The sequence below is a fragment of the Providencia sp. 2023EL-00965 genome, from assembly GCF_033550225.1.
GTDB lineage: Bacteria > Pseudomonadota > Gammaproteobacteria > Enterobacterales > Enterobacteriaceae > Providencia > Providencia manganoxydans.
Genome location: NZ_JAWUEH010000002.1, coordinates 276,796 through 299,991 on the forward strand (window position 1 = coordinate 276,796; position 23,196 = coordinate 299,991).

General features: G+C 39.1%; 26 protein-coding genes and 1 other annotated feature. Of the genes, 17 read left to right on the top strand and 9 right to left on the bottom strand.

Going from position 1 to position 23,196, the window contains the following annotated elements; genetic code table 11:
* Nucleotides 1-9: 9 nt before the first annotated feature.
* From SC428_RS04180 to SC428_RS04195, 4 genes are read right to left on the bottom strand one after another with little or no spacing between them, the layout of a single operon-like run.
* Nucleotides 10-876: a metal ABC transporter permease gene (locus SC428_RS04180; protein WP_070925466.1), complete on the bottom strand. Its 867-nt coding sequence runs from the start codon at nucleotides 874-876 to the stop codon at nucleotides 10-12.
* The gene (locus SC428_RS04185; RefSeq protein WP_070925465.1) at nucleotides 869-1,759 is read right to left on the bottom strand and encodes a metal ABC transporter permease; all 891 of its coding nucleotides are present in this window, start codon (nucleotides 1,757-1,759) and stop codon (nucleotides 869-871) included. The genes SC428_RS04180 and SC428_RS04185 overlap by 8 nt, the downstream gene beginning before the upstream one ends.
* Nucleotides 1,756-2,646, bottom strand: a complete 891-nt coding sequence (locus SC428_RS04190; protein ID WP_070925464.1) for a manganese/iron ABC transporter ATP-binding protein — start codon at nucleotides 2,644-2,646, stop codon at nucleotides 1,756-1,758. The genes SC428_RS04185 and SC428_RS04190 overlap by 4 nt, the downstream gene beginning before the upstream one ends.
* On the bottom strand, nucleotides 2,647-3,558 hold the full coding sequence (locus SC428_RS04195; protein ID WP_140179088.1) for a metal ABC transporter substrate-binding protein: 912 nt from the start codon (nucleotides 3,556-3,558) through the stop codon (nucleotides 2,647-2,649).
* Between the two features lie 310 nt (nucleotides 3,559-3,868).
* Between SC428_RS04195 and SC428_RS04200 the strand changes: the two genes are divergently transcribed.
* On the top strand, nucleotides 3,869-4,528 hold the full coding sequence (locus tag SC428_RS04200) for a transglycosylase SLT domain-containing protein (RefSeq protein WP_070925463.1): 660 nt from the start codon (nucleotides 3,869-3,871) through the stop codon (nucleotides 4,526-4,528).
* Here SC428_RS04200 and SC428_RS04205 read toward each other — a convergent pair.
* The gene (locus tag SC428_RS04205; protein ID WP_070925533.1) at nucleotides 4,522-5,226 is read right to left on the bottom strand and encodes a MarC family NAAT transporter; all 705 of its coding nucleotides are present in this window, start codon (nucleotides 5,224-5,226) and stop codon (nucleotides 4,522-4,524) included. The genes SC428_RS04200 and SC428_RS04205 overlap by 7 nt on opposite strands.
* A 469-nt stretch (nucleotides 5,227-5,695) precedes the next feature.
* Between SC428_RS04205 and fos the strand changes: the two genes are divergently transcribed.
* The 4 genes from fos (at nucleotide 5,696) to SC428_RS04225 (ending at nucleotide 8,010) form a co-directional block, all read left to right on the top strand.
* The gene (gene fos, locus SC428_RS04210; RefSeq protein WP_070925462.1) at nucleotides 5,696-6,112 is read left to right on the top strand and encodes a fosfomycin resistance glutathione transferase; all 417 of its coding nucleotides are present in this window, start codon (nucleotides 5,696-5,698) and stop codon (nucleotides 6,110-6,112) included.
* 54 nt (nucleotides 6,113-6,166) lie between these two features.
* Complete coding sequence (locus SC428_RS04215; RefSeq protein WP_140179092.1) at nucleotides 6,167-6,691, top strand: GNAT family N-acetyltransferase; 525 nt, start codon at nucleotides 6,167-6,169, stop codon at nucleotides 6,689-6,691.
* Nucleotides 6,692-6,820: 129 nt separating this feature from the next.
* Nucleotides 6,821-7,213, top strand: a complete 393-nt coding sequence (locus SC428_RS04220; protein WP_070925460.1) for a hypothetical protein — start codon at nucleotides 6,821-6,823, stop codon at nucleotides 7,211-7,213.
* A gap of 347 nt (nucleotides 7,214-7,560) precedes the next feature.
* On the top strand, nucleotides 7,561-8,010 hold the full coding sequence (locus SC428_RS04225) for an isoprenylcysteine carboxylmethyltransferase family protein (protein WP_318705933.1): 450 nt from the start codon (nucleotides 7,561-7,563) through the stop codon (nucleotides 8,008-8,010).
* Nucleotides 8,011-8,111: 101 nt separating this feature from the next.
* On the opposite strand, the gene SC428_RS04230 is transcribed toward SC428_RS04225, so the two are convergent.
* From SC428_RS04230 to SC428_RS22155, 3 genes are all read right to left on the bottom strand, one after another.
* Nucleotides 8,112-8,393, bottom strand: coding sequence for a hypothetical protein (locus tag SC428_RS04230; protein WP_140179094.1), 282 nt, complete (start codon nucleotides 8,391-8,393; stop codon nucleotides 8,112-8,114).
* A gap of 237 nt (nucleotides 8,394-8,630) precedes the next feature.
* Nucleotides 8,631-8,951 carry a DMT family transporter gene (locus tag SC428_RS04235; protein WP_070925457.1) on the bottom strand — a complete coding sequence of 107 codons (321 nt, stop codon included), beginning with the start codon at nucleotides 8,949-8,951 and terminating at the stop codon, nucleotides 8,631-8,633.
* A 751-nt stretch (nucleotides 8,952-9,702) separates the two neighbouring features.
* Entirely contained in the window at nucleotides 9,703-9,948 is a 246-nt protein-coding gene (locus tag SC428_RS22155) for a KTSC domain-containing protein (protein ID WP_081335856.1), read from the bottom strand.
* A gap of 586 nt (nucleotides 9,949-10,534) precedes the next feature.
* Here SC428_RS22155 and SC428_RS04240 point away from each other — a divergent pair.
* The 10 genes from SC428_RS04240 (at nucleotide 10,535) to ihfA (ending at nucleotide 19,736) form a co-directional block, all read left to right on the top strand.
* Nucleotides 10,535-10,897 carry an MmcQ/YjbR family DNA-binding protein gene (locus SC428_RS04240; RefSeq protein WP_070925455.1) on the top strand — a complete coding sequence of 121 codons (363 nt, stop codon included), beginning with the start codon at nucleotides 10,535-10,537 and terminating at the stop codon, nucleotides 10,895-10,897.
* Nucleotides 10,898-11,475: 578 nt separating this feature from the next.
* On the top strand, nucleotides 11,476-13,404 hold the full coding sequence (thrS, locus tag SC428_RS04245) for a threonine--tRNA ligase (protein ID WP_070925454.1): 1,929 nt from the start codon (nucleotides 11,476-11,478) through the stop codon (nucleotides 13,402-13,404).
* A gap of 3 nt (nucleotides 13,405-13,407) precedes the next feature.
* Nucleotides 13,408-13,947, top strand: a complete 540-nt coding sequence (infC, locus tag SC428_RS04250) for a translation initiation factor IF-3 (protein ID WP_081335855.1) — start codon at nucleotides 13,408-13,410, stop codon at nucleotides 13,945-13,947.
* Between the two features lie 532 nt (nucleotides 13,948-14,479).
* Nucleotides 14,480-15,019: a translation initiation factor IF-3 gene (gene infC, locus SC428_RS04255; protein WP_070925452.1), complete on the top strand. Its 540-nt coding sequence runs from the start codon at nucleotides 14,480-14,482 to the stop codon at nucleotides 15,017-15,019.
* Between the two features lie 94 nt (nucleotides 15,020-15,113).
* Nucleotides 15,114-15,311 carry a 50S ribosomal protein L35 gene (gene rpmI, locus SC428_RS04260; RefSeq protein WP_004263702.1) on the top strand — a complete coding sequence of 66 codons (198 nt, stop codon included), beginning with the start codon at nucleotides 15,114-15,116 and terminating at the stop codon, nucleotides 15,309-15,311.
* Between the two features lie 42 nt (nucleotides 15,312-15,353).
* On the top strand, nucleotides 15,354-15,710 hold the full coding sequence (gene rplT, locus SC428_RS04265; protein ID WP_004263714.1) for a 50S ribosomal protein L20: 357 nt from the start codon (nucleotides 15,354-15,356) through the stop codon (nucleotides 15,708-15,710).
* 88 nt (nucleotides 15,711-15,798) lie between these two features.
* Nucleotides 15,799-15,923, top strand: a sequence feature (Phe leader region).
* Nucleotides 15,805-15,849 (top strand): pheST operon leader peptide PheM, encoded by a 45-nt coding sequence (gene pheM, locus SC428_RS22160; protein WP_175442457.1) that lies wholly within the window; start codon nucleotides 15,805-15,807, stop codon nucleotides 15,847-15,849. It overlaps the preceding feature by 45 nt.
* A gap of 126 nt (nucleotides 15,924-16,049) precedes the next feature.
* Complete coding sequence (gene pheS / locus SC428_RS04270; RefSeq protein ID WP_140179098.1) at nucleotides 16,050-17,033, top strand: phenylalanine--tRNA ligase subunit alpha; 984 nt, start codon at nucleotides 16,050-16,052, stop codon at nucleotides 17,031-17,033.
* 14 nt (nucleotides 17,034-17,047) lie between these two features.
* Entirely contained in the window at nucleotides 17,048-19,435 is a 2,388-nt protein-coding gene (gene pheT / locus SC428_RS04275; RefSeq protein ID WP_070925450.1) for a phenylalanine--tRNA ligase subunit beta, read from the top strand.
* Between the two features lie 4 nt (nucleotides 19,436-19,439).
* Entirely contained in the window at nucleotides 19,440-19,736 is a 297-nt protein-coding gene (ihfA, locus tag SC428_RS04280; RefSeq protein WP_004263721.1) for an integration host factor subunit alpha, read from the top strand.
* Nucleotides 19,737-19,815: 79 nt separating this feature from the next.
* Here ihfA and SC428_RS04285 read toward each other — a convergent pair whose 3' ends face one another.
* The gene (locus SC428_RS04285) at nucleotides 19,816-21,183 is read right to left on the bottom strand and encodes a hypothetical protein (RefSeq protein WP_318706011.1); all 1,368 of its coding nucleotides are present in this window, start codon (nucleotides 21,181-21,183) and stop codon (nucleotides 19,816-19,818) included.
* A gap of 123 nt (nucleotides 21,184-21,306) precedes the next feature.
* On the opposite strand from SC428_RS04285, the gene btuC reads away from it, so the two are divergent.
* Nucleotides 21,307-22,308, top strand: coding sequence for a vitamin B12 ABC transporter permease BtuC (gene btuC, locus SC428_RS04290; RefSeq protein WP_318706013.1), 1,002 nt, complete (start codon nucleotides 21,307-21,309; stop codon nucleotides 22,306-22,308).
* Between the two features lie 5 nt (nucleotides 22,309-22,313).
* Nucleotides 22,314-23,084: an ATP-binding cassette domain-containing protein gene (locus tag SC428_RS04295; RefSeq protein WP_318706020.1), complete on the top strand. Its 771-nt coding sequence runs from the start codon at nucleotides 22,314-22,316 to the stop codon at nucleotides 23,082-23,084.
* Nucleotides 23,085-23,196 lie beyond the last annotated feature (112 nt).

Sequence of the window (23,196 nt, forward strand, 5' to 3'; positions counted from 1 at the left end):
TATTGAGTACTAAGCGGTCTGTAGCTTCTCTTTAGGTAATTTTGCTTTTCTACGTGCTAATACTAATTTGTTGTAGAGTAGCGCAATAATAAAGTAAACAGCTTGGGTGATCACAATACAAGGGCCTGTAGCACCATCAATATGGAAGCTGACAATGGTACCTATCACACTAGAGGTTACGGAGGCGATAACCGCGACAACGAGCATCCATCCAAAGCTACGGCAGAGCACAAAGGCAATAATACCCGGCGAAATTAGCATTGCAATAACTAAGATGATCCCCACAGCTTGGAGGGAAGCAACAATTGTTAATGCCAATAATGAGAGCAGCCCATAGTGGATCAGTTTAACAGGAAGACCAATGACTCGCGCTTGATTTGGGTCGAAGCAATATAGCATAAAATCTTTACGTTTTAGTAAGATAACAGCAATAGTAATGCCTGCAAACCACAAATTTTGTGTAAATTCAGCGTCAGTGATCCCTAAAATATCGCCAAATAAGATATGGGTGAGGTGTTGTTCGGTATCGATTTTAGCGAACATGACTAAACCGAGGGCAAACATCCCTGAAAACACGATCCCCATTACGGTATCTTCTTTAATACGGCTATTTTCTTTTAAATACCCTGTTGCAAAGGCACAAAATAACCCAGACAAAAATGCCCCTATAGCTAGAGGGATCCCTGCAACTGAAGCGATAACGATACCCGGCAGTACGGCATGGGAAATGGCATCCCCCATTAGAGACCAACCCTTTAATACTAAAAAACAGGATAAAATAGCGCATACCGCACCAGTAACAATCGCCGTGATAATGGCTTTTTGCATAAAAGGAAAGATAAAAGGCGCGGTTAGTAAATCAATAAAATCACTCATTTGCGGCCTCCTGCTGCTTTATTTTATGCAGGTTTTCAACTTCGCGTTTTGCTTTACGGCGTGATGCAAAAACACCATGTTTTGGTGCAAAGAAGAATGCCAGTAAGAAAATAACTGTTTGTAACGTAACGATTAGCCCACCAGTAGCACCATTTAGGAAGTAACTGGCGTACGCACCAATTGCACTTGTCGCGGTACCAATAGCAACTGCAATAATTAATAAGCGCTTAAACTGATCTGTTAATAAATAAGCGGTTGCCCCTGGAGTCACAACCATCGCAATCACTAAGATAGCACCAACGGTTTGCAATGCCGCAACAGTACAAGCACTTAATAAGGTGAAGAAAATAATCTTCAAACGTAGAGGATTTAAACCGATTGAACGTGCATGGCTTTCATCAAAAAACACAGCGAGTAAATCTTTCCACAGAGCGACTAGCACAATAAATGAAATTGCGATAATGATTTCAACTTGCAATACATCAGCATCAGCAATACCTAGGATATTACCAAAGATGATGGTTTGCACATTCACTGAGGTAGGATTCAATGAGACAATTAATAGACCCGCAGCAAAAAATGTGGAAAAGATAAAACCAATCACAGCATCTTCCCGCAGTCGAGTTATGTGTTTAATAAAAGTCATGGCGAGCGCGGCGAGGATCCCTGTAAAAAATGCGCCAGCGGCATAAGGGAGTCCGAGTGCGTAAGCACCAGCAACACCGGGTACAACAGAGTGGGAGAGGGCATCTCCCATCAGTGACCAGCCTTTGAGCATCAAATAAGCGGAAAGGAAGGCACAAACGGCGCCAACAATCGCACTTACCCAAATGGCTTTAACCATATAGTTGTACTCAAAGGGCTGAAGTAACAACTCGATCATTGTGGATCCTTAGGCTGATTTGTTCTAACGGGGGCATCATGGTCATGACCATAAAAGACAGCGGCTCTTTCGTCATCGGTGATAACGGTAATGGAACGAGGGTCATCATCATCATGCAGTTCTTGGCCAGACAGATTGATGTGGCGTAATACACCCCCAAAGGCCATTTGTAAGTTCTTCTGCGTAAATGTGGTTTCTGTTGGTCCACTGGCAAGAACAGTACGGTTGATTAAAATAACCTGATCACAAAACTCGGGTACACTGCCTAAGTTGTGCGTGGAAACTAAAATAAGATGCCCTTCGTCACGCAAACTGCGCAATAAATCAATAATGGCGTTCTCAGTTTTAACATCCACCCCTGTAAATGGTTCATCCAGTAATAATACTTTACCTTGTTGCGCGAGTGCTCGAGCTAAAAATACGCGTTTTTTCTGTCCACCGGAGAGCTCACCGATTTGGCGATGTTCAAGCCCAGCGAGGTCAACACGCTCAAGCGCTCGTTTGACGGCTTCTTTGTCTTCACTTTTCGGGATGCGAAAGAAGCCCATTTTCCCATAACGGCCCATCATCACGACGTCAGAAACCAGTACAGGGAAATTCCAATCTACTTCCTCGGTTTGCGGAACATAGGCAATAATATTTTCTTTTAGAGCGGCTTTAATGGGTTCATTGTTTAATGTCACGCTACCAGACGATGGGGTAACTAGCCCCATAATGGTTTTAAACAGGGTTGATTTACCACTGCCATTTACGCCAACCAACGCACAGATTGATCCGCCAGTGATATTAAAGCTTGCATCATAGATTGCCGTGTGGCCGTTGTTATAGGTGACTGTAGCGTCATCAACGACTAAGTTAGGGCGTTCAAAGCGGTTTGTATGACTCATTTATTGACCAAATCCTTTCGCTATTGTTTCTACAGTGGTGTTTAACAGGTCGATATAAGTAGGTACTGGGCCATCAGCGGTTGATAATGAATCAACATAAAGCATGCCACCATATTTTGCGCCCGTTTCTTTACTGACTTGGCGCGCAGGTTTATCTGAAATAGTACTTTCACTGAATACGACAGGGATGCTGTATTTACGTACGGTATCGATCACTTTTTTCACTTGCTGTGGTGAACCTTGTTCTTCCGCATTAATTGGCCACAGGTACACTTCTTTAAAACCATAGTCTTTGGTGAGATAGCTAAAAGCACCTTCACTGGAGACTAACCAACGTTTGTCTTCAGGAATGCGACTTAAACGTTCGCGTAATGGCGCATCAAGCTGAGCGATTTGCTCTGCATATTTTTTTGCATTCTGATTGTAGATTTCTGCATTTTCTGGGTCATACTTCACTAGTGCTTTGCGAATATTTTCAATATAAATTTTTGCGTTTGCAGGTGACATCCATGCATGCGGATTTGGGTTGCCTTTATATTCACCTTCACGGATTGGCATTGGTTCAATACCTTCTGTGACTACAACCGCAGGTACATTTTGGAAATTTTCAAAGAAGCGTTGGAACCAAACTTCAAGATTCATACCATTCCATAAGATAAGATCAGCATCATAGGCTTTCATAATATCTTTTGGTGTAGGCTGATAACCGTGGATCTCTGCGCCAGGTTTTGTTATTGATTCGACTATTGCGGCATCACCGGCAACATTCTGTGCAATGTCTTGAATGATGGTAAAAGTTGTGACGACCTTAAACTTTTTTGCCAATGCAGGTTGACTTATCAACAAAATCGCAGATAAAGCAAAGAGAGCGGAAAGTAGGGGTTTAGAAAGTAGTGATATTTTTTTCTTCATTATTCAGATCCTGACATCATTGGCTTAGTGGATTCTTTAATATTCAAAGGTGCTTGGAAGCTCCCTTAGAATTAATTACTCAACTGATAATGATTATCAATATCATCTGAGTAAAGTCAAGACAAAAAGTGTGTGTTATTTATATTATTATGATAGTTATTTTTGATGACAATAGTCGTCATACTCCAAGCTATGGCTCTAATTATTTAGAGTATAAAACATGTATTGAAGTAAAAGTTAAGTAAAAATTATTTTATTTTTCCTGCAAGTCGTTATTCTTTCGTCAGTTTTATTAGCAGAGGATATCTCGGTGAAAACAAAAATCGGTGGTGCATTGGTATTTCTGTTGCTAGCAGGCTGCTCCAGCGGGCCAGAAAAACCAGCCACAACGCAACGAATGTTAAATCAAAGTAACAATTTATCAACCGCACAGCAAAATATTTCATTTCCTCGTACGCCATTTGATGAATTTATTCGAGAATCTGCTAATCGATATAATGTTGATGAGACGTTAATTCGGGCAATTATTGAGGTTGAGTCAAACTTCCGTCCAGAAGTTGTGAGTAAGTCGAATGCGATTGGCTTGATGCAAATAAAGGCATCAACAGCAGGACGAGATGCATATCGTTATCAAGGCAAAACGGGTGAGCCATCAAGCCGTGATTTGAAAGACCCTCGAACCAATATTGATATTGGTACAGCCTATATTCGGATTTTAAAAGAGCAGCATCTTGCAGGTATTAACCATCCTCAAACAATGTATTACGCAACCGTTGTGGCTTATGTCAACGGTGCTGGTGCTCTGTTAAGGACATTTGATAATAACAAAGGTAGAGCTATTGCAATGATCAATAGCATGACACCTGAAGAGTTTTATCAACATGTGCAAAGTAAGCACCCAGCACCGCAAGCCCCACGTTATTTATGGAAAGTGAAAAATGCGTATAATTCCCTAGCGATGAATTATTGATGTGCTGAGATTAAGTGTGGGAGTTGCGCAACAATTTCAACAATACCGTTGATAACAAATTGTACTCCCATACAAATCAGTAAAAATCCCATCACGCGCGATATTGCGTCGATCCCCCCATTCCCTAACCATTTCATAATGGATGTCGCTCCTCTTAGCGCCAGCCAAACAATTAAACTGACAATGAAAAACGTTAATACAGGGGCGATTTTTAATACCCATGGTGCAAACCCTGTATCACCTTGTAAGGATGCTGTTGAACTAATAATTATCGCGATAGTACCCGGCCCTGCTGTACTTGGCATCGCTAAAGGAACGAAAGCAATGTTGGGGGATTTCTGACGTTTTTTAGAAATAGTGGAATCATCAGGGGTTAAGACATTAGCATCATCGTTAGTCTCATTGCTTGGAAATAGCATACCAAAGCCGATAAATGCCACAATTAAACCACCCGCAATACGTAAACCAGGTATTGAAATTCCAAAGGTACTCATGACCAGTTGCCCCGCGTAGAAAGCAATCGTCATGATTGAAAACACGTAAATTGAAGCCAGCAGCGATTGGTGATTTCGTTGCTCTTTGGTCATATTACCTGAGAGGCTTAGCATCACTGCTATTGTGGTCAGTGGGTTTGCTAGTGGGAGTAATAAAACCAATCCAATACCGATGGCTTGAAACAGTTGCAAAAAATCATTCATCATAGGCAAGTTAAGCTCTCAGTGGATATTAAAATTCAGGGTGAATAGTAACGCTACAACATAGAGTATAACAAAATGATTATAAATCTGTATCTTAGACTGGTTGGGTAGCATTGTTTTAAATAACATATGTGATTATCTATGCTGCAATAGATTAAAATTGATTAATCAATGAGGGGGCTAGTTGTTCACATTAACTGTGGATAACATTCGCATTCCATTGTGAATAACTTAATTTAATTCTTATATAACATGCAGATAAAAAGATTGCGCTAAAAGTGTTCAATTATATAGGCAAAAAAAAAACCTTTTTATGGGGGTCATAAAAAGGGAAAGGGCATCTATTAGTAGGTTGTCAAAATTTCGATGTATTTAGTTATACCCTGAATTATGTTATTTACTTATTTGTTATGTAAATTCATTAAAAGAACGCTGAGATTATTGTTTTATTTTTATTGGTGGATTAACAATGTTACTAGGAATCAATCACTTAACAATTGCAGTGACGAATGTAGAAAAAAGTATTTATTTCTATCATCATATCTTAGGGATGCATTTACATGCTAGTTGGAAAAATGGCGCTTATTTAACATGTGGTGAATTATGGGTATGCCTTTCATTTGATCCGCAAAGGCATCATGTTGATCCTGATACTACAGACTATACCCATTACGCATTTAGTGTGACAGAGAACGACTTTTCATTGGTTGTTGAAAAATTGCAGCAATTCGATGTAAAAGTATGGAAAGACAACCGTAGTGAAGGGGCATCATTTTATTTCTTAGACCCAGATGGTCATAAATTAGAAATTCATGTTGGCTCTTTACTCGATCGGTTAAAAAGCTGTCTAGTTCACCCGTATGAGGAAATGAAATTCTATGAATAGACCATTTCTTTTATAAAAAAAGCATCAATACCGATATTAATAAGAGATCCTCGAATGAATATTGAACTTATCTCAACAATTCAAGGCCATGAGCAGCAATTGACTGCGTTACTGATTGATTGTGTGAATAGCGGAGCGTCAGTGGGTTTTCATGCTCCTCTAACGCAATCTGACGCTGGATGCTATTGGTATAAGGTAGATAAAGGTTTACAAGCAGGTGAACGGCTGCTGGTGGTGACATTTATTGGCGATAAGTTAGTGGGGGCTATACAGCTTTCTTTGTGCTTAAAAGCGAATGGGTTACATCGCGCTGAAGTTGAAAAACTGATGGTACATACGCAATATAGACAACATGGCATAGCGAAACAGCTACTTGCGGCTGTAGAGGATATTGCACTAGGTCACCAACGTACATTATTAGTGTTAGATACTCGTACAGGAGATGCTGCTTCAGGCCTGTATCGTAAACAAGGCTATATAGAAGTTGGAAAAATTCCACAGTTTGTGACTAATTCAAATGGAAAATTTGAGAGTACAACTATTTTTTATAAACAATTGGGCATTCCTGTATCATCTTAATTTGTTAGGTATTATTGGTGGAATAATATTGCTAAAGTTTTCTTTACAAACAATTTTTTAATATAAAAATTGTTTTACGCCCCATGAGGTAATCTATCTTTAGTTAAATAGGCATGTTTGGGGTTGTAAATGAAAAAGCTAACGACTGCACTAACAGCCCTCATGATGTTAATGGGGGTCGCGATCGCTGCTCTGTTTATTGTATTTCCACAACAATGGAAACAAAATGTTTATCCCAGTATTTCAAACCTTTTGCCTGAGTCAATTAATTCTCTTATCCCAAGCTGGGATATAAACAACAATGTATGCGACCGTCTAGAAAGTAATCTGCAAACATTTACGGATTATTTGCAGGCTAATGAAGATGTAGTAAGTATCAAAGGCATGAATGGTTTGGATGACCAAATTGGTGAAATTCGTTCTCGAGTAAACAGTATTCCATCTCAAGTGAGAAAATTTGCGTGTCAGCAGGAGTATGCGCGTTTAGAAGGATTAAAAAGTGTTTTCTTTTTAACCAAATAACGTTTGATTTACCTGTATTCACCGTAACTATTATTAAATCGTCTCGCCTTAGCGACTGAGCTGGGCGAGTAATAGTGCTTTTATTCGTATAAATTGAAATTTACTTTCCGCTATTAAACCTATCTCATCACTCTTCACGGTAAAACAAAACTGCTCTGATTATCTAATGACTTGCCTTGTCTAACGAGGAGGGTATATTAAAACTTATTGGCTGGGGAATGTATTTTGTAACAGATTGATGTCTGTCAAATAGTTTCACGATATGAATAGATTGTAAGGATGATACTCGGCATTGCTTTACTTATACTCATCAATAAGATTGACCTTGCCCAATATAGGACATTGAAATGAATATATTTAGGCTTCCTTTGTTAACTTGGGTCGTTTTAAACTCAATAGCTTTGTATGTGTTACATGTAAAAAACAATTTTTTGTGGAGTTTCTCTGGCTGGATGGGGATATTGGCAATTTTAGTTGCGCTTGAGAGTTTTGGGTGGATTGCAGTAAGTTTATATTATTTTCACTGTTATAACACATCCCCTAATCCGACGAGTAAAGCTAAAGCTTTGATTACTAAAGGGCCATTCCGTTTATCGCGAAATCCGCTTTATCTTGCATTTACATCAATGTGTATTAGCTTAGCATTGTTCACTCATTCACCTTATTTCTTAGTTTCTGGCTTAGTTTTTTGGTTGATTACAGATTTGTATACCATTCCTCTTGAGGAACGATATCTCGCTGAACATTTTAAGGAAGAATGGCGGCAATATAGCCAGCAAACCCGCCGCTGGTTATAGCGGGCTAGATCCCTATGTTACAAAAATGAAGATTGGCACGACTACCATTGGGTCAATTGTCGTGCCTCCACTCTTTGCGGCAAATATGCAATAAAATAAATTTATTTAATTTTATCAACTGTCTTATTGATATTAGAGACTTTGTTTTCGACATTATTTTTTTTATCAGTGATATCTTTTTGGATTTTTTTCGAATCAACACCTAAGTTATCATCCACTTTCTTAGTTGCCTGGGTTTTGACTGCTTTCTCTGTGTCACAGTTACCCGATAAACCTATTTTTTGATCTAGCATTTTATTTCTAGCTGCCTTTTTAAAATTACAATCCGCTAGCGCTAGGTTTGAAGCTAAAAAAAATGAAAGAAATAGCACAGTTTTTTTCATAAACACCCCCGTAAAAATGCAAATCATATAGCTTAGCTAAATTAGCGCAAGTTCTTAAGTGTGACAGGATTTATTGGTGATTTTAGATGATCGTTATTTGAATTTTTTGATTAAGGAAATGAGAACTATGCTGTGGTGACTGCCGCTATAACCGATTAAGTTATAGCGACAATAACCATCATAACGTTAAAAATACTGTTTTATATTTTGTTGGTTGAACTATGACTAATGACTATTTTATGATTTGGTTGCTAATTTCATCATAATCACACCAGCAACAATCAATGCCGCAGCGATGATCCTCATAATATTCATGCTTTCATGGAAAAATACGATGCCTAGAATGAATGCGCCAACCGCACCGATCCCAACCCATATCGTATAGGATGTTCCTAATGGAAGTGTTTTCATTGAAATAGATAGTAGCCCAAAGCTAACAACCATAAACAAGATGGTTAGCAAGCTAGGAACTAATTTAGTAAAACCGTTTGATTCCTTCATAAAAAAGGCCCAAACAACCTCAAAGACGCCCGCAAGGAATAGATATAACCATGCCATACTTTTATATCCTACAGGGTCGTCCCTTGAGTAACCAGATACCTAACAGGGTCGTCCCTATAAGGTAAGTATTCGGATGAACACGGAATGTAAACGCTAAATAGAACGCATATAATTTAACGCTTAGAGCCTCCCATATTAGCACTCATTTTCAGTAAAAAAAACATATTTGGATTTTTATTACTTTCTCTTTTCGTCATCGTTCAGCGAAATGAGGCCTATTTTTTATCGAAAGAAGTGAGCGGAAAGTATAACTCTACCTACCTATCTATAGGACAAGGACAACTGGCGCAATGAGATTGCTAGCTGATAGTTTGAATGAATCCATTTAATTTGGACAAGAAAGCAATATAGGATATAGAAGAAAAAGTAGCCTAATAAAAAAGACCCCAGCTATTCACTGGGGCAAACTTGAAAACTTATTACAAGAAATACAGTAATAAATACATAACTCTCGTAGGGGGAGTAATGCGAAATGGATACTACAATGATATTAACTGTTCCTAAAGTTAAATTATGTAACAAAATACGGAAAAGATAATTGAAAGAAAATATGCTGATTAGTAAAAAATTAACTTTATTTAATTCTATAATTGCTATTTAGCGATTAAATATTAACAATGATTTATATAAGTAATGGTAACTCATTGTTATATTTTCAATGAGAATTACACGAAAACATTGAATAAAACTCTAAATAGCCATCAGTTAATCGCTGATGGCTTTTCATTTTCGTAGAAATTTATGTTTGCTACGCTAGAGAAGTAATGTTAGGTTTTTTAATTGCCATATAGCTATTATCTATATTTTTCTCGACATACAACTCTTTATTTTTGGCTACAGATAATCGTTGGTAGACGATAAGAGGGACGTTTCTATACTGATAAGACCCTTTTTTGTGATAATTTATTTCAAGTACTTTAGCTTGATTGTCATAACCTATAGAACAGATGCTGGGTGAGTTAACATGATATCTAAACATTAGTATTACCTTCATCTAAATTATAAGAGTGCTAATAAAATAGAATTAATACGCTAAGAGGAACTTACATGTCGCTTTCATATCTCTTAAATAATGCCACTGATTAAAACATATATCTAAGAAAGTGTAGTCTGAGATTGATTCATTTCAAATTATTTCTAATTAATAATAAATGTAATTGACATGTTAGGAATAAATTCTCATCTCCATTATTGAAAAATGCGCCTTTTAGATAGTTTCAATGAGTTAATTGTTTAGGTAGTAAGAGTCTATTAATAAGTAAGGGGAGTATAATGCCATCGATATTAGCTTTTAAAAGCAATGAAGTCATCTCATTTGATAAGTGCAGATGAGTAAATTTGGTGTACCAATAAATAATGTCCAGAGCGCCTTGAATGCAGGGTAGTTTCTCAATCATACGTATTTTTAATCGCAATAAAGCTGAGTTGACTGATGATATATCTCTACCTATAAATTGAAATTTTATAAAGCAGAATGATGAAAAAAGTCTTACCAACTGACCCCGTCAGGTTTTTTTGTTTTCTTCAATTTGTGCCCCCTATAAACTAACCGTGCTAAAACTAATCGATAGGATAGTGAGATGAAAAGAAGTGAGCTTATAGATTATATTCAAAGCAATTATGGTGTTGTTGCTGAATCACCGTGGAAAAATCTTCCTAACTACAGGGTTTTTAGACATGAAAATAATTCAAAGTGGTTTGCTGTTCTTATGAATGTCACATCTAAGACATTATCCGAAAACGGGGGTAATGACATGGTTGATATTGTCAATATAAAAGCCTCTCCTGAACTCGTTGGCTCTTTGCGATTAAAAGAGCATGTTTACCCTGCATATCATATGAATAAAGAACACTGGATAACGATAATACTAGGGCGTGGCTTTCCTGAAAATGAGCTTAAAGCATTGATTGATGATAGCTATAAACTTACCACAAAGAGATAAATCAGGGCAGACTTAGCTAATCTATTAGTTTAGTCTTTAGAATATGAACTCAATCAGGGTTTATAGCCCAGTTATTCTAATTTCAGCGAGTACAAGTCATTCTTCGTGGAAACTACGGGTTCAATTATCTGTAATAAGCTAAGCAATCACGAAAATACTCGGAAAGTGTTCTGTTTGTGACTTTTATATCTCGATATCAATAATTGGGATGCCAGTTATTGGCTTGTCGCATTTTTCGCGATAGGTAGCTTCACCTGTAATTCATAGACATTCACTTGTGTCATTATCTTTCTTAGATAGCGCTAAAGGATTGTGCATGATGGTTTTTTTATGGGCATCGAGTGAGAGGAATGTGAAGCAGAATAGGGGAGCTGTATCCTCTTTACTATCGCTAATAATATAGTCTGTGTTATTATTTTGTATGAGTTACTTTTAATGTGCATCGCAATTTTATTGTTTATGTACATACCTCGCATTGTGCAGCGAGAAATTAATTGTAACGTATTGTTTTATAAACTTTGGAATAATCAAGCAAGTGATCTTGCGTGTGGGTCACCACTGCTGATAAGGATTTATTAATGCCTGTTATTACTCTTCCTGATGGAAGTCAGCGTCAATTTGACCATGCCGTTTCGGTGATGGATGTAGCTCGTGATATTGGTGCGGGTCTTGCAAAAGCCTGTATTGCTGGCCGTGTGAATGGTGAGCTGGTCGATGCTTGTGAATTGATTGAAAACGACGCTAAATTAGCCATTATCACCAGCAAAGATGACGAAGGTTTAGAAATCATTCGCCATTCTTGTGCTCACTTGCTAGGCCATGCCATTAAACAACTATGGCCAAATACCAAAATGGCAATCGGTCCAGTGATTGATAATGGTTTTTACTATGATATCGACTTGGACTATGCGCTGACACAGGAAGATTTGGAAAAGCTCGAAAAGCGTATGCTAGAGCTGGCCAAAACAGATTATGACGTGATTAAAAAACGTGTTTCTTGGGCTGAAGCTCGTGAAACATTTGTTGCCCGTGGTGAAGACTATAAAGTTGAGATCCTTGATCAAAACATTAGTCAAGATGACCGCCCTGGCTTATATCACCACCAAGAATATATTGATATGTGTCGTGGTCCACACGTTCCTAATATGCGTTTTTGTCACCATTTTAAATTACAAAAAGTGGCAGGAGCATACTGGCGCGGTAATAGCGACAATAAAATGTTGCAACGTATTTATGGTACCGCTTGGGCTGATAAAAAACAGCTTAGTGCATACTTATTGCGCCTTGAAGAGGCGGCAAAACGTGACCACCGTAAAATTGGTAAGCAACTAGATTTATATCATATGCAAGAAGAAGCGCCGGGCATGGCATTCTGGCATAATGATGGTTGGACCATTTTCCGTGAACTAGAAACTTTTGTGCGCACAAAATTGAAAGCCTATCACTATCAAGAAGTGAAAGGCCCATTCATGATGGATCGCGTATTATGGGAAAGAACAGGTCACTGGGACAACTATAAAGATGCGATGTTCACAACTTCATCAGAAAACCGTGAATATTGTGTTAAGCCAATGAACTGCCCAGGTCATGTTCAGATTTTTAATCAAGGTTTGAAATCTTACCGTGATTTGCCATTACGTATGGCAGAGTTCGGTAGTTGCCACCGTAACGAGCCATCAGGTGCACTGCATGGTTTGATGCGAGTGCGCGGCTTTACTCAAGATGATGCGCATATTTTCTGTACTGAAGATCAAATTTTGAGTGAAGTAACAAGTTGTATCAAAATGATCTATGACGTTTATGCAACATTTGGTTTTGAAAAAATTGTTGTTAAGTTGTCAACTCGTCCTGAAAAACGTATCGGTACCGATGATATGTGGGATACTGCGGAAGCAGATCTGGCTCAGGCGTTAAAAGATCAAGGTATTGAATTTGAATACCAACCAGGTGAGGGGGCATTTTATGGTCCTAAGATTGAGTTTACACTGTATGACTGTCTTGATCGTGCATGGCAGTGCGGTACAGTACAGTTAGACTTCTTCTTACCGGGTCGTTTGAATGCATCTTATGTAGGTGAAAATAACGAGCGTATCGTGCCTGTCATGATCCACCGTGCGGTATTAGGCTCTTTAGAGCGTTTTATCGGTATTTTAACCGAGGAATATGCAGGTTTCTTCCCAACATGGTTGGCACCACAGCAAGTTGTTGTGATGAACATTACAGACGCTCAAGCGGATTATGTTCAAGAATTAGTAAGCAAGCTACAAAGTGTTGGCATTCGTGCGAAAGCGGACTTACGCAATGAGAAAATCGGCTTTAAGATCCGCGAACACACCCTGCGTCGTGTTCCTTACATGTTAGTTTGTGGCGATAAAGAAGTTGAATCAGGTAAAGTGTCTGTTCGTACTCGTCGTGGTAAGGATTTAGGTAGCCTAGATGTCAATGAATTTACAAGCAAACTGCTAGAAGAAATTCGCAGTCGTCAGCTCAATCAGATGGAGGAATAAGGTATTAAAGGCGGAAAAAAACTCCCAACAGCACGTCCTAATCGTATTAACGAAGAAATTCGTGCAACTGAAATCCGTGTCACCGGTTTAGATGGTGAGCAACTTGGTGTCATGAGTGTCCGTGAAGGACTGGCGAAAGCAGAAGAGGCTGGTGTTGACTTAGTTGAAATTAGCCCAAATGCTGAGCCACCAGTTTGCCGGATCATGGATTACGGTAAGTATCTTTATGAGAAGAGTAAGTCTCAAAAAGAACAAAAGAAAAAGCAAAAAGTTGTTCAAGTGAAGGAAATCAAATTCCGTCCGGGAACAGATGAAGGCGATTACCAAGTGAAATTGCGTAGTCTGATTCGCTTTTTGGAAGATGGTGACAAAGCCAAAGTGACATTGCGTTTCCGCGGTCGTGAAATGGCTCACCAACAGATTGGTATGGAAGTGCTTAACCGCATTAAAACTGATCTGGATGAACTGGCAGTAGTAGAGTCATTCCCTTCAAAAATTGAAGGCCGCCAGATGATCATGGTATTGGCACCGAAGAAAAAATAATTAAGCCATAATGAGATAGCACCCTCTGTAAATGTGGGTGCTATCTTCGTTGTTGAAGTGTATGTTAACGAATGGCACTAAATAAAGTGGTTTAACCTTAAGCATTGATTGTTATGTTTAGGCTGTTTTATATTCTAAATAATTCGAGATTCAGGTAGGCGACAAGCGAACATAGACGGGGAGCATAGATGAACTACGTGACTCGGGAGCATAGCGCAGTCCACAATCCTGCATTTTGAAGTATGACGAGTATATGACCCTTTTATTCAGCGGCATCCTATACCTTTGTTAACTATTAACAAGAAAAGTCGGTAGTTAATGCGAAAAAATTGATTATCTACTTGAGTAATCGAGCAATAAGCATTAAAATCCGCGGTCGAATCGCTTTGTCAGTCCATCATAGTGAACTTGATATAGGCAAATGAATATTGCGTTTCAGTATTAACGCTTGAATGCGTTGGTTTTAATCGTTACTGAAATGTGTGCTTTAGAGAAAATAGCAACTCTCTTTATCCAGTTGGAGGAATGAAGTATTAAAGGCGGAAAAAGAATCCCAACAGCACGTCCTAATCGTATCAACGATGAAATTCGTGTGAATGAAGTGCGTTTAACCGGTTTAGACGGTGAACAACTTGGCGTTATGAGCGTGCGTGATGCACTGGAAAAAGCAGAAGAAGCAGGGGTAGACCTTGTAGAAATCAGCCCTAATGCCGAACCGCCAGTTTGTCGTATCATGGATTACGGCAAATTCCTTTATGAGAAGAGCAAGTCTCAAAAAGAACAGAAGAAAAAGCAAAAAGTTGTTCAGGTGAAGGAAATTAAATTCCGCCCTGGTACAGATGAAGGTGATTATCAGGTCAAACTACGCAACCTGATTCGCTTTCTTGAAGATGGTGACAAAGCCAAAGTTACACTGCGTTTTCGTGGTCGTGAAATGGCTCACCAACAAATCGGTATGGAAGTACTTAACCGTATTAAGGCCGATTTAGATGAACTGGCGGTAGTTGAGTCATTCCCTTCAAAAATTGAAGGCCGTCAGATGATCATGGTGCTGGCACCGAAGAAGAAATAATTAGGCCATCAAGTAGTAACAGTGGCAGTAATGTCACTGATATTCGCCTAATTAATTCGTAGTTTATCACAATGCGAAGTTGGAAATTAAAGAAATGCCAAAGATCAAAACTGTACGTGGCGCAGCAAAGCGCTTTAAAAAAACTGCAGGCGGTGGCTTTAAGCGTAAGCATGCAAACCTTCGTCATATCCTGACTAAAAAGTCTACTAAGCGTAAACGCCATTTACGTCCGAAAGGAATGGTATCTAAGGGCGATCTGGGTCTGGTAGTTGCCTGCCTGCCTTACGCATAAGTAAACATTGGTTAATAAGATTAAAGACGATAGGAGATAGCTATGGCTCGCGCAAAACGTGGTGTAATCGCCCGTGCACGTCACAAAAAAATTCTGAAGCAGGCGAAAGGTTACTATGGTGCACGTTCTCGTGTTTACCGCGTAGCATTTCAAGCGGTAATCAAAGCTGGTCAATACGCTTACCGTGACCGCCGTCAACGCAAACGTCAGTTCCGTCAACTGTGGATCGCACGTATCAACGCTGCGGCTCGTCAGAACGGTCTGTCTTACAGCCGTTTCATCAATGGCTTGAAAAAAGCTTCAATTGAAATCGACCGTAAGATCCTAGCAGACATCGCCGTATTCGACAAAGCAGCATTCACTGCACTTGTTGAAAAAGCGAAAGGCGCTTTAGCTTAATGTTTGCTTGAAAAGAGGAAGGTAACTTCCTCTTTTCATTTATGCTTATTTGTGTTACTACTTAAAAATACAAATTATTTAGTGAATTAATTAAATGCAAACCGTTACTTTTCGTTTCTTCTTTTACTTTAGCACCTGAATATCGGGGGCTTATGCGTGTAGAAAAGAAACGAAAAATTACGCCAAAGCCTCCTTTAGGGAGGCTTTTTTGTTTTTGATTTAAGAAAAATACAGTAAAATCAGTTAAGTGCTTATCCATTATTAATGAATGGTAAATGAGAACTTAATCAATCGGTGAATAACTAGCAAAACGACCTGAAGGGTCATAGAGGGGAAACAATGCCACATCTCGCTGAGTTGGTTGCACAGGCAAAAGCAGCCATTGAACAGGCCCAAGATGTTGCTACGTTAGAATCAGTTCGTGTTGAATATTTAGGCAAAAGTGGCCATTTCACACTACAGATGAAAACGTTGCGTGATCTGCCAGCGGACGAACGTCCAGCTGCTGGGGCTGTGATTAATGAAGCCAAAGTACAGGTACAAGATGCACTGAACACACGTAAAGACGCTATGCAGGCAGAGATCCTAAATGCACGTTTGGCATCAGAAACCATTGATGTTTCATTACCAGGGCGTCGTATGGAAAACGGTGGTTTACACCCAGTGACCCGTACTATTCAGCGAATTGAAGAGTTTTTTGGTGAATTAGGCTTTAGTGTTGAAACTGGGCCCGAAATCGAAGATGATTACCATAACTTTGATGCATTGAATATTCCTGCTCATCACCCTGCGCGTGCAGATCATGATACTTTCTGGTTTGATGCGAAACGTTTATTGCGTACGCAGACTTCAGGTGTACAAATTCGTACCATGAATGGGCAGCAGCCTCCTATCCGCATAATTGCACCGGGCCGTGTTTATCGTAACGATTACGACCAGACACATACTCCAATGTTCCATCAAACTGAAGGGTTGATTGTTGATAAAGACATCAGCTTTACCAATCTTAAAGGCACGTTGCATGATTTCTTGAATAACTTCTTTGAAGAGGAAGTTCAAGTTCGTTTCCGTCCATCTTATTTCCCATTCACAGAGCCTTCTGCGGAAGTAGATGTTATGGGCAAAAACGGCAAATGGTTAGAAGTCTTGGGTTGCGGTATGGTACACCCGAATGTGCTACGCAATGTGGGAATTGATCCTGAAGTGTATTCAGGTTTTGCATTCGGTATGGGAATGGAGCGCCTCACGATGCTGCGTTATGGTGTTTCTGATTTACGCGCATTCTTCGAAAATGACCTTCGTTTCCTCAAACAGTTTAAATAAGGCGGGACTTTCTCATGAAATTCAGTGAACTCTGGTTACGCGAATGGGTAAACCCAGCCATTAGCAGTGAAGCATTATCAGAACAAATCACAATGGCCGGTTTGGAAGTAGATGGTGTTGAACCGGTGGCAGGACAGTTTAATGGTGTAGTAGTCGGTGAAGTGGTTGAATGTGGCCAACACCCAAATGCAGATAAATTGCGTGTAACTAAGGTTAATGTGGGTGGTGAACGCCTACTCGATATCGTTTGTGGTGCGCCAAATTGCCGTCAAGGCTTAAAAGTTGCTGTAGCGACTGTTGGTGCTGTTTTACCGGGCGATTTTAAAATCAAAGCGGCAAAACTGCGTGGTGAGCCGTCAGAAGGTATGTTGTGCTCTTACTCTGAGCTGGGTATTTCTGACGATCATAGCGGCATTATTGAGCTACCTTTAGATGCTCCGATTGGTACTGACTTACGCGATTATTTAAAATTTGATGACAGTATTATCGAAATTAGTATTACCCCTAACCGTGCAGACTGTTTAAGTATTTTAGGTGTTGCGCGTGATGTGGCGGTGATTAATAAACAGCAGTTGCAAGAGCCTAAAATTGAGGCTGTCAAAGCTACAATCGCAGATTCATTCCCTATTCGCGTTGAAGCGCCAGAAGCATGTCCGCGTTTTCTAGGTCGTGTGATCAAAAATATTGATGTATCAGCACCAACTCCATTATGGATGAAAGAGAAGCTGCGCCGTGGTGGCGTCCGTTCAATTGATGCTGTTGTTGATATCACTAACTATGTATTACTTGAGTTAGGACAGCCTCAACATGCTTACGATCTTGATCGCCTAAATGGAGCCATTGTTGTTCGTATGGCAAAACAGGACGAGAAATTAGTTCTGTTAGATGGTAGCGAAGCAACATTAAAATCTGATACGTTAGTGATTGCTGATGAACAAAAAGCACTTGGTATTGCGGGTATTTTTGGTGGTGAGTACTCAGGTGTTAATAGCGATACGAAAAATGTTCTATTAGAATGTGCATTTTTTAATCCATTATCAATCACAGGTCGTGCGCGTCATCATGGGTTACATACTGATGCTTCACACCGTTTTGAGCGCGGTGTTGACCCTGAATTACAATTCAAGGCTATGGAGCGTGCCACACAACTGATCCTTGATATTTGTGGTGGTGAAGCAGGCGAAGTCATTGACGTTTCCAGTGCGGCACATTTACCTAAAGCGGCCAATATTACCCTGACTCGTCAGAAGTTAGACCGTCTGATTGGTCATGTGATTGCGGATGATGTAGTCACTGATATTTTATCTCGCTTAGGTTGCCAAGTGAAGGTTTCAGAAGGCCGCTGGGATGTGGTAGCACCGAGCTGGCGCTTTGATATGCAAATCGAAGAAGATTTGGTTGAAGAAGTTGCGCGTGTTTATGGTTATAACAGCATTCCAGATGTTCCTCTGCGTGCTGATTTAATTATGACTAAGCACCAAGAAGCTGATCTGCCTTTGAAGCGTGTTAAAGCGATGTTAGTTGACCGTGGATATCAAGAAGCGATTACTTACAGCTTTGTTGACCCGAAAGTACAGTCTCTGTTGCACCCTGAGCAAGAAGCATTAGTGTTACCAAATCCTATCTCAGCTGATATGTCAGCAATGCGTTTGTCACTTTTAACCGGTCTTTTAACCACTGTAGTCTATAATCAGAATCGTCAACAAAGTAGAATTCGTTTATTTGAGACAGGTCTGCGTTTTATCCCTGATAATCAAGCAGAATATCAAATTCGCCAAGAAGCTATGTTGGCAGGTGTGATTGCAGGTAACAAATTTGAAGAGCATTGGTCATTAGATAAACAAATTGTGGATTTCTTTGATTTAAAAGGTGATCTCGAAGCTGTTTTGGAATTGACTGGCAAACTGAATCAAATTACATTTAAAGCTGAAGCACATCCAGCGTTACATCCTGGGCAAAGTGCTGGGATTTATCTGGAAAATGAACATATTGGTATTATTGGTGTTGTTCATCCAGAACTAGAACGTAAACTCGATTTGAATGGTCGAACCGTCGTATTTGAGGTTCGCTGTGATGCGATAGCACAACGTGTGATCCCTGATGCAAAGGCGATTTCACGCTATCCATCGAACCGTCGTGACATCGCAGTTGTTGTGCCAGAAAGTGTAGCTGCAGCAGATGTTCTGGCAGAGTGTAAAAAAATTGGCATAAATCATATAGTTGGCATAAACTTGTTTGATGTGTATTGTGGTGAAGGGATAGCAGATGGTTATAAGAGTCTTGCTATCAGTCTTGTCTTCCAAGATACTGCGCGTACTATGGAAGAAGAAGAGATAACCGCGACCGTTGATCTGTGTGTTGCTGCGTTAAAACAGCGATTCCAAGCCTCCTTGAGGGACTAAACCTATGGCGCTTACTAAAGCTGAAATGTCAGAAAATTTGTTTGAAAAACTGGGTGTTAGCAAACGTGATGCTAAAGACCTTGTCGAAACTTTCTTTGAAGAGGTTCGCCTTTCCTTAGAAAATGGTGAGCAAGTAAAATTATCTGGATTCGGTAACTTTGATTTACGTGATAAAAATCAACGTCCCGGTCGTAACCCAAAAACTGGGGAAGATATTCCAATTACTGCCCGCCGCGTTGTGACCTTCCGCCCTGGCCAAAAATTAAAAAGCCGTGTGGAAAAAGCAACACCAAAAGAGTAATAGCACTTTTTTGTGCTGATAAAAGACCGCCTAGGCGGTCTTTTGTTTTTGTTATGACAAATGCAATGTTAAAAAACATTTAAGCATTTGATTCATTGTGGTTAATGTGGTTTGTTATAAACCTTTTCAAATTTAAAATATCATCCTCAATTGAATTGGGGAGATGGGAAGGAAGAGGATCAGGGAGATAAGTGCCAAGCTGACTTAAAATAATCGCTTCGGTACTCATGTTGTTATCTTTAAAGTGTGTTTGAATGGTTTTATAAAAAGGAATACAGAGACGTAGCATAATATTTTGCTCATGTAATGGTTTCGTTTGTTTAGTTCTTTTGTATTTTTTGCTTTCATTCAGTATTTCATCTCTTGCATGTTTATTAGCTTTAAAAAAATCCTGTTGTAGTTGTTTAATTGCCCCCGTTAATGCATGAGCGTTGAATTCTTCTCCTTCAAATGCTAAAAAATCAATCTCTTGAGCACTAATGATTTGCTGAACTTTATCTTTTTGCGTTTGAGTACTGGGCTTCCTAAGTATTCCATCTGTCATAATCAACCTAGGATCAGAGGTTAAGAGCGCAATCAAACTGTTTATTTTATGAAGTATTTCTTTTGATTTAAGAGATAGAGTAGGGGCTGTATTAATTTGTAGTCTATTCTCCATATAAATTTGATAGCATTTGCGTTGTTCTGGTGTCAAATTTTCTATCTTTCTATAGTTGCTATATTCAGAAGCGATAAGATACCTAACGTATTGATTATCAATATCACGTTGTTCTTTATATTCACCAAATGATGAAGGAAGATCATTATGCAAAACAGGTGCTATGAGACCAGCTAACTCTTCAATCGTTACCTCATGTACATTTTGTTGTTCTAATATTTGGCATAATATTGGCATTAATTCCTGTAATACTAACGGTTGAGCTTCCAAACTTGATGGATGGAACTTTAACAATCCCTCTGTTTCTTGTAGGAGAATACTTTCATCAATTAAAGGAGATTGGCCTGTTTTTATCCAGCTTTCTTTTAATTCATCAAGCTTTTTCGTTTCACTAGAGTCAGCCGCCATTATATCAGCAATGAATGGTTGTAATGATTCCAATGTAGAGTGAATATCATCTTTTGTTAATGGCGTTTGAGCCATTTGTTTTTGATTGACTCGACATTGGATAAGCGCTTCTTTAAGCTTAACTATCTGTTCGGCTAAATGTGCTGATTTTGTTACTTCTTCAGTGTTTGAACTACCTGTTTTGATTTCATAAATCGGGTTTGTATAAGTAAAGTATTTAGATTTGAATGGATTTACTGAACGTAGAATATTAGTAACTTTTGTAATAAAACGTGAGAAAGAAATGGCTTGTTTTTTGGTAGAAAGTACATTATCTCCATTTATGGTGCCATTAATTTGGTTTGTTAGATTGTTACGAGTAGGATTAAAATTAGTGCTCATAAAGTTCCTTTAGTTTTATAGTTGAAGAAATTATGAGTATCCTAGATTGATGGATAGCGTATTACTTTCATAAATAGCTATAATTAGTCTGCTGGCCTCTTTTTTTAAAATATTATTAACCTAATGAATAATCACTTATTAAATCTTCAAAAACAGCAACAGCGCTCTGATGTGCGATTAATTATTATGTTAATGATTTTTTTGATGATTATCTCAATGGTGGCACTGAGTGTGGGTGAAATTCAGCTTTGGCCAAACCAATGGGGTAGTGAAAGTGCTCAATTGTTTGTTTGGCAAATTCGTTTTCCTCGGCTACTGGCGGTAATCACCATTGGTGCAGCATTAGCTGTTACTGGTGCGATCATGCAAGCGTTATTTGAAAATCCATTGGCAGAGCCTGGGCTTCTTGGGATCAGTAATGGTTCTGGGGTTGCCGTGGTTTTGGTTGTGTTATTATCCAACGGGGTGACGCAATATTGGCTAATCAGCGTTGGTGCGATTATTGGTGCACTGCTGTTAACCTCGATTTTGCTTTTCTTTGCTCGTCGAAAGCATTTTAACAATGCCAGCTTGCTGTTGGTGGGAGTGGCACTTGGCGTGATCTGTGGCGCGATAATGACATGGATGGTGTATATCAGTAGCAGTTTGGATTTACGTCAGTTGCTTTACTGGATGATGGGCAGTTTTAGTGGTATCGATTGGCGTCAATTTGGCTTAGTTATCGCATGTTTACCATTCTTACTATGGGCTATCTTCCAAGGTAATATCCTCAATTACTTGTCGCTAGGATCATTGCAAGCCTATCAATTGGGGGTTTCTCTGCATCGCTGGCGATTAGCTTTGATTATCGTAACAGGTGTATTAGTTGGTTTAAGTGTGGCGATTGCAGGAGCTATTAGCTTTATTGGTTTGGTCGTTCCGCATATTTTGCGATTAGCGGGGCTAACGGATAATCGAACTTTATTGCCCGGATGTGCATTCGCAGGTGCAGGGGGATTGCTACTGGCTGATATCGTTTCAAGAACATTAATCGCAAATGCCGAAATCCCTATAGGGGTGATCACAGCAACGTTAGGGGCACCTATTTTTATTTGGCTGTTAATCCGTAATAATCAATGGAGGTAAAATAGATGGGGAAATTACCTCCAGTGATTGAATTAGTACAGTTCAGTATTGGTAACCGTTTACATAATATCAATGAGAGTGTATTTGCCGGTGAGAAAATTTATTTATTAGGTGCAAATGGTTCAGGTAAAAGCACATTATTAAATGGAATAAGCGGTTTTTTATTTTCTACCGGACAACTTAAAGTGAATGGGCAAGATATAGTTAGCTATTCAACTCAAGAGCTGAGCCAACAGCGCGCCTATTTCCCCCAATTAGTCCCTCACCAACCTATTTTAAAAGTATTTCAGTATTTAGCGTTGTTTCATTTAGCGACTGACTTTAGTTCGTCGTTATTTGATAGTTTATGCCATGATTTTCAACTTGGCGCTTTATTATTGAAGCCTATCAATCAGTTATCCGGTGGTGAGTGGCAAAGAGTACGCATTATTGCCGCGTTTTTACAGGTGTGGGATGGCCAAGATCTGAGTGGAAAATTCATCCTATTTGATGAGCCAACGAACAATTTAGATATTATTCAGCAATCAATGTTAGATAAATGGGTGAAATATTTTTGTGATTGCCAAGGAACGGTTATAATGAGTGATCATAACTTGAGTCACGCATATAAATATGCAGATAAAGTTTGGATGTTAAAAAAAGGTGAAATTATCTTTTCAGGTAAACCTGAGCAAGTTATGAACGAGTGTAATCTTTCTGAAATATTTGCAGGTAAAATCCGTTTAAGTCCAAATGATGAAAATAGGTTTTGGCAGGTAATTAATTTTGACGAGTAACTCAAAAATTGTTTTAATCGACGGTTTCGTTGTGGTTTACGATATAAGAAATGTTTTCAGGTGTTGATGTTCGGTTAAAGTAACTTTAACTAGAATACTCTATTCTTAATAA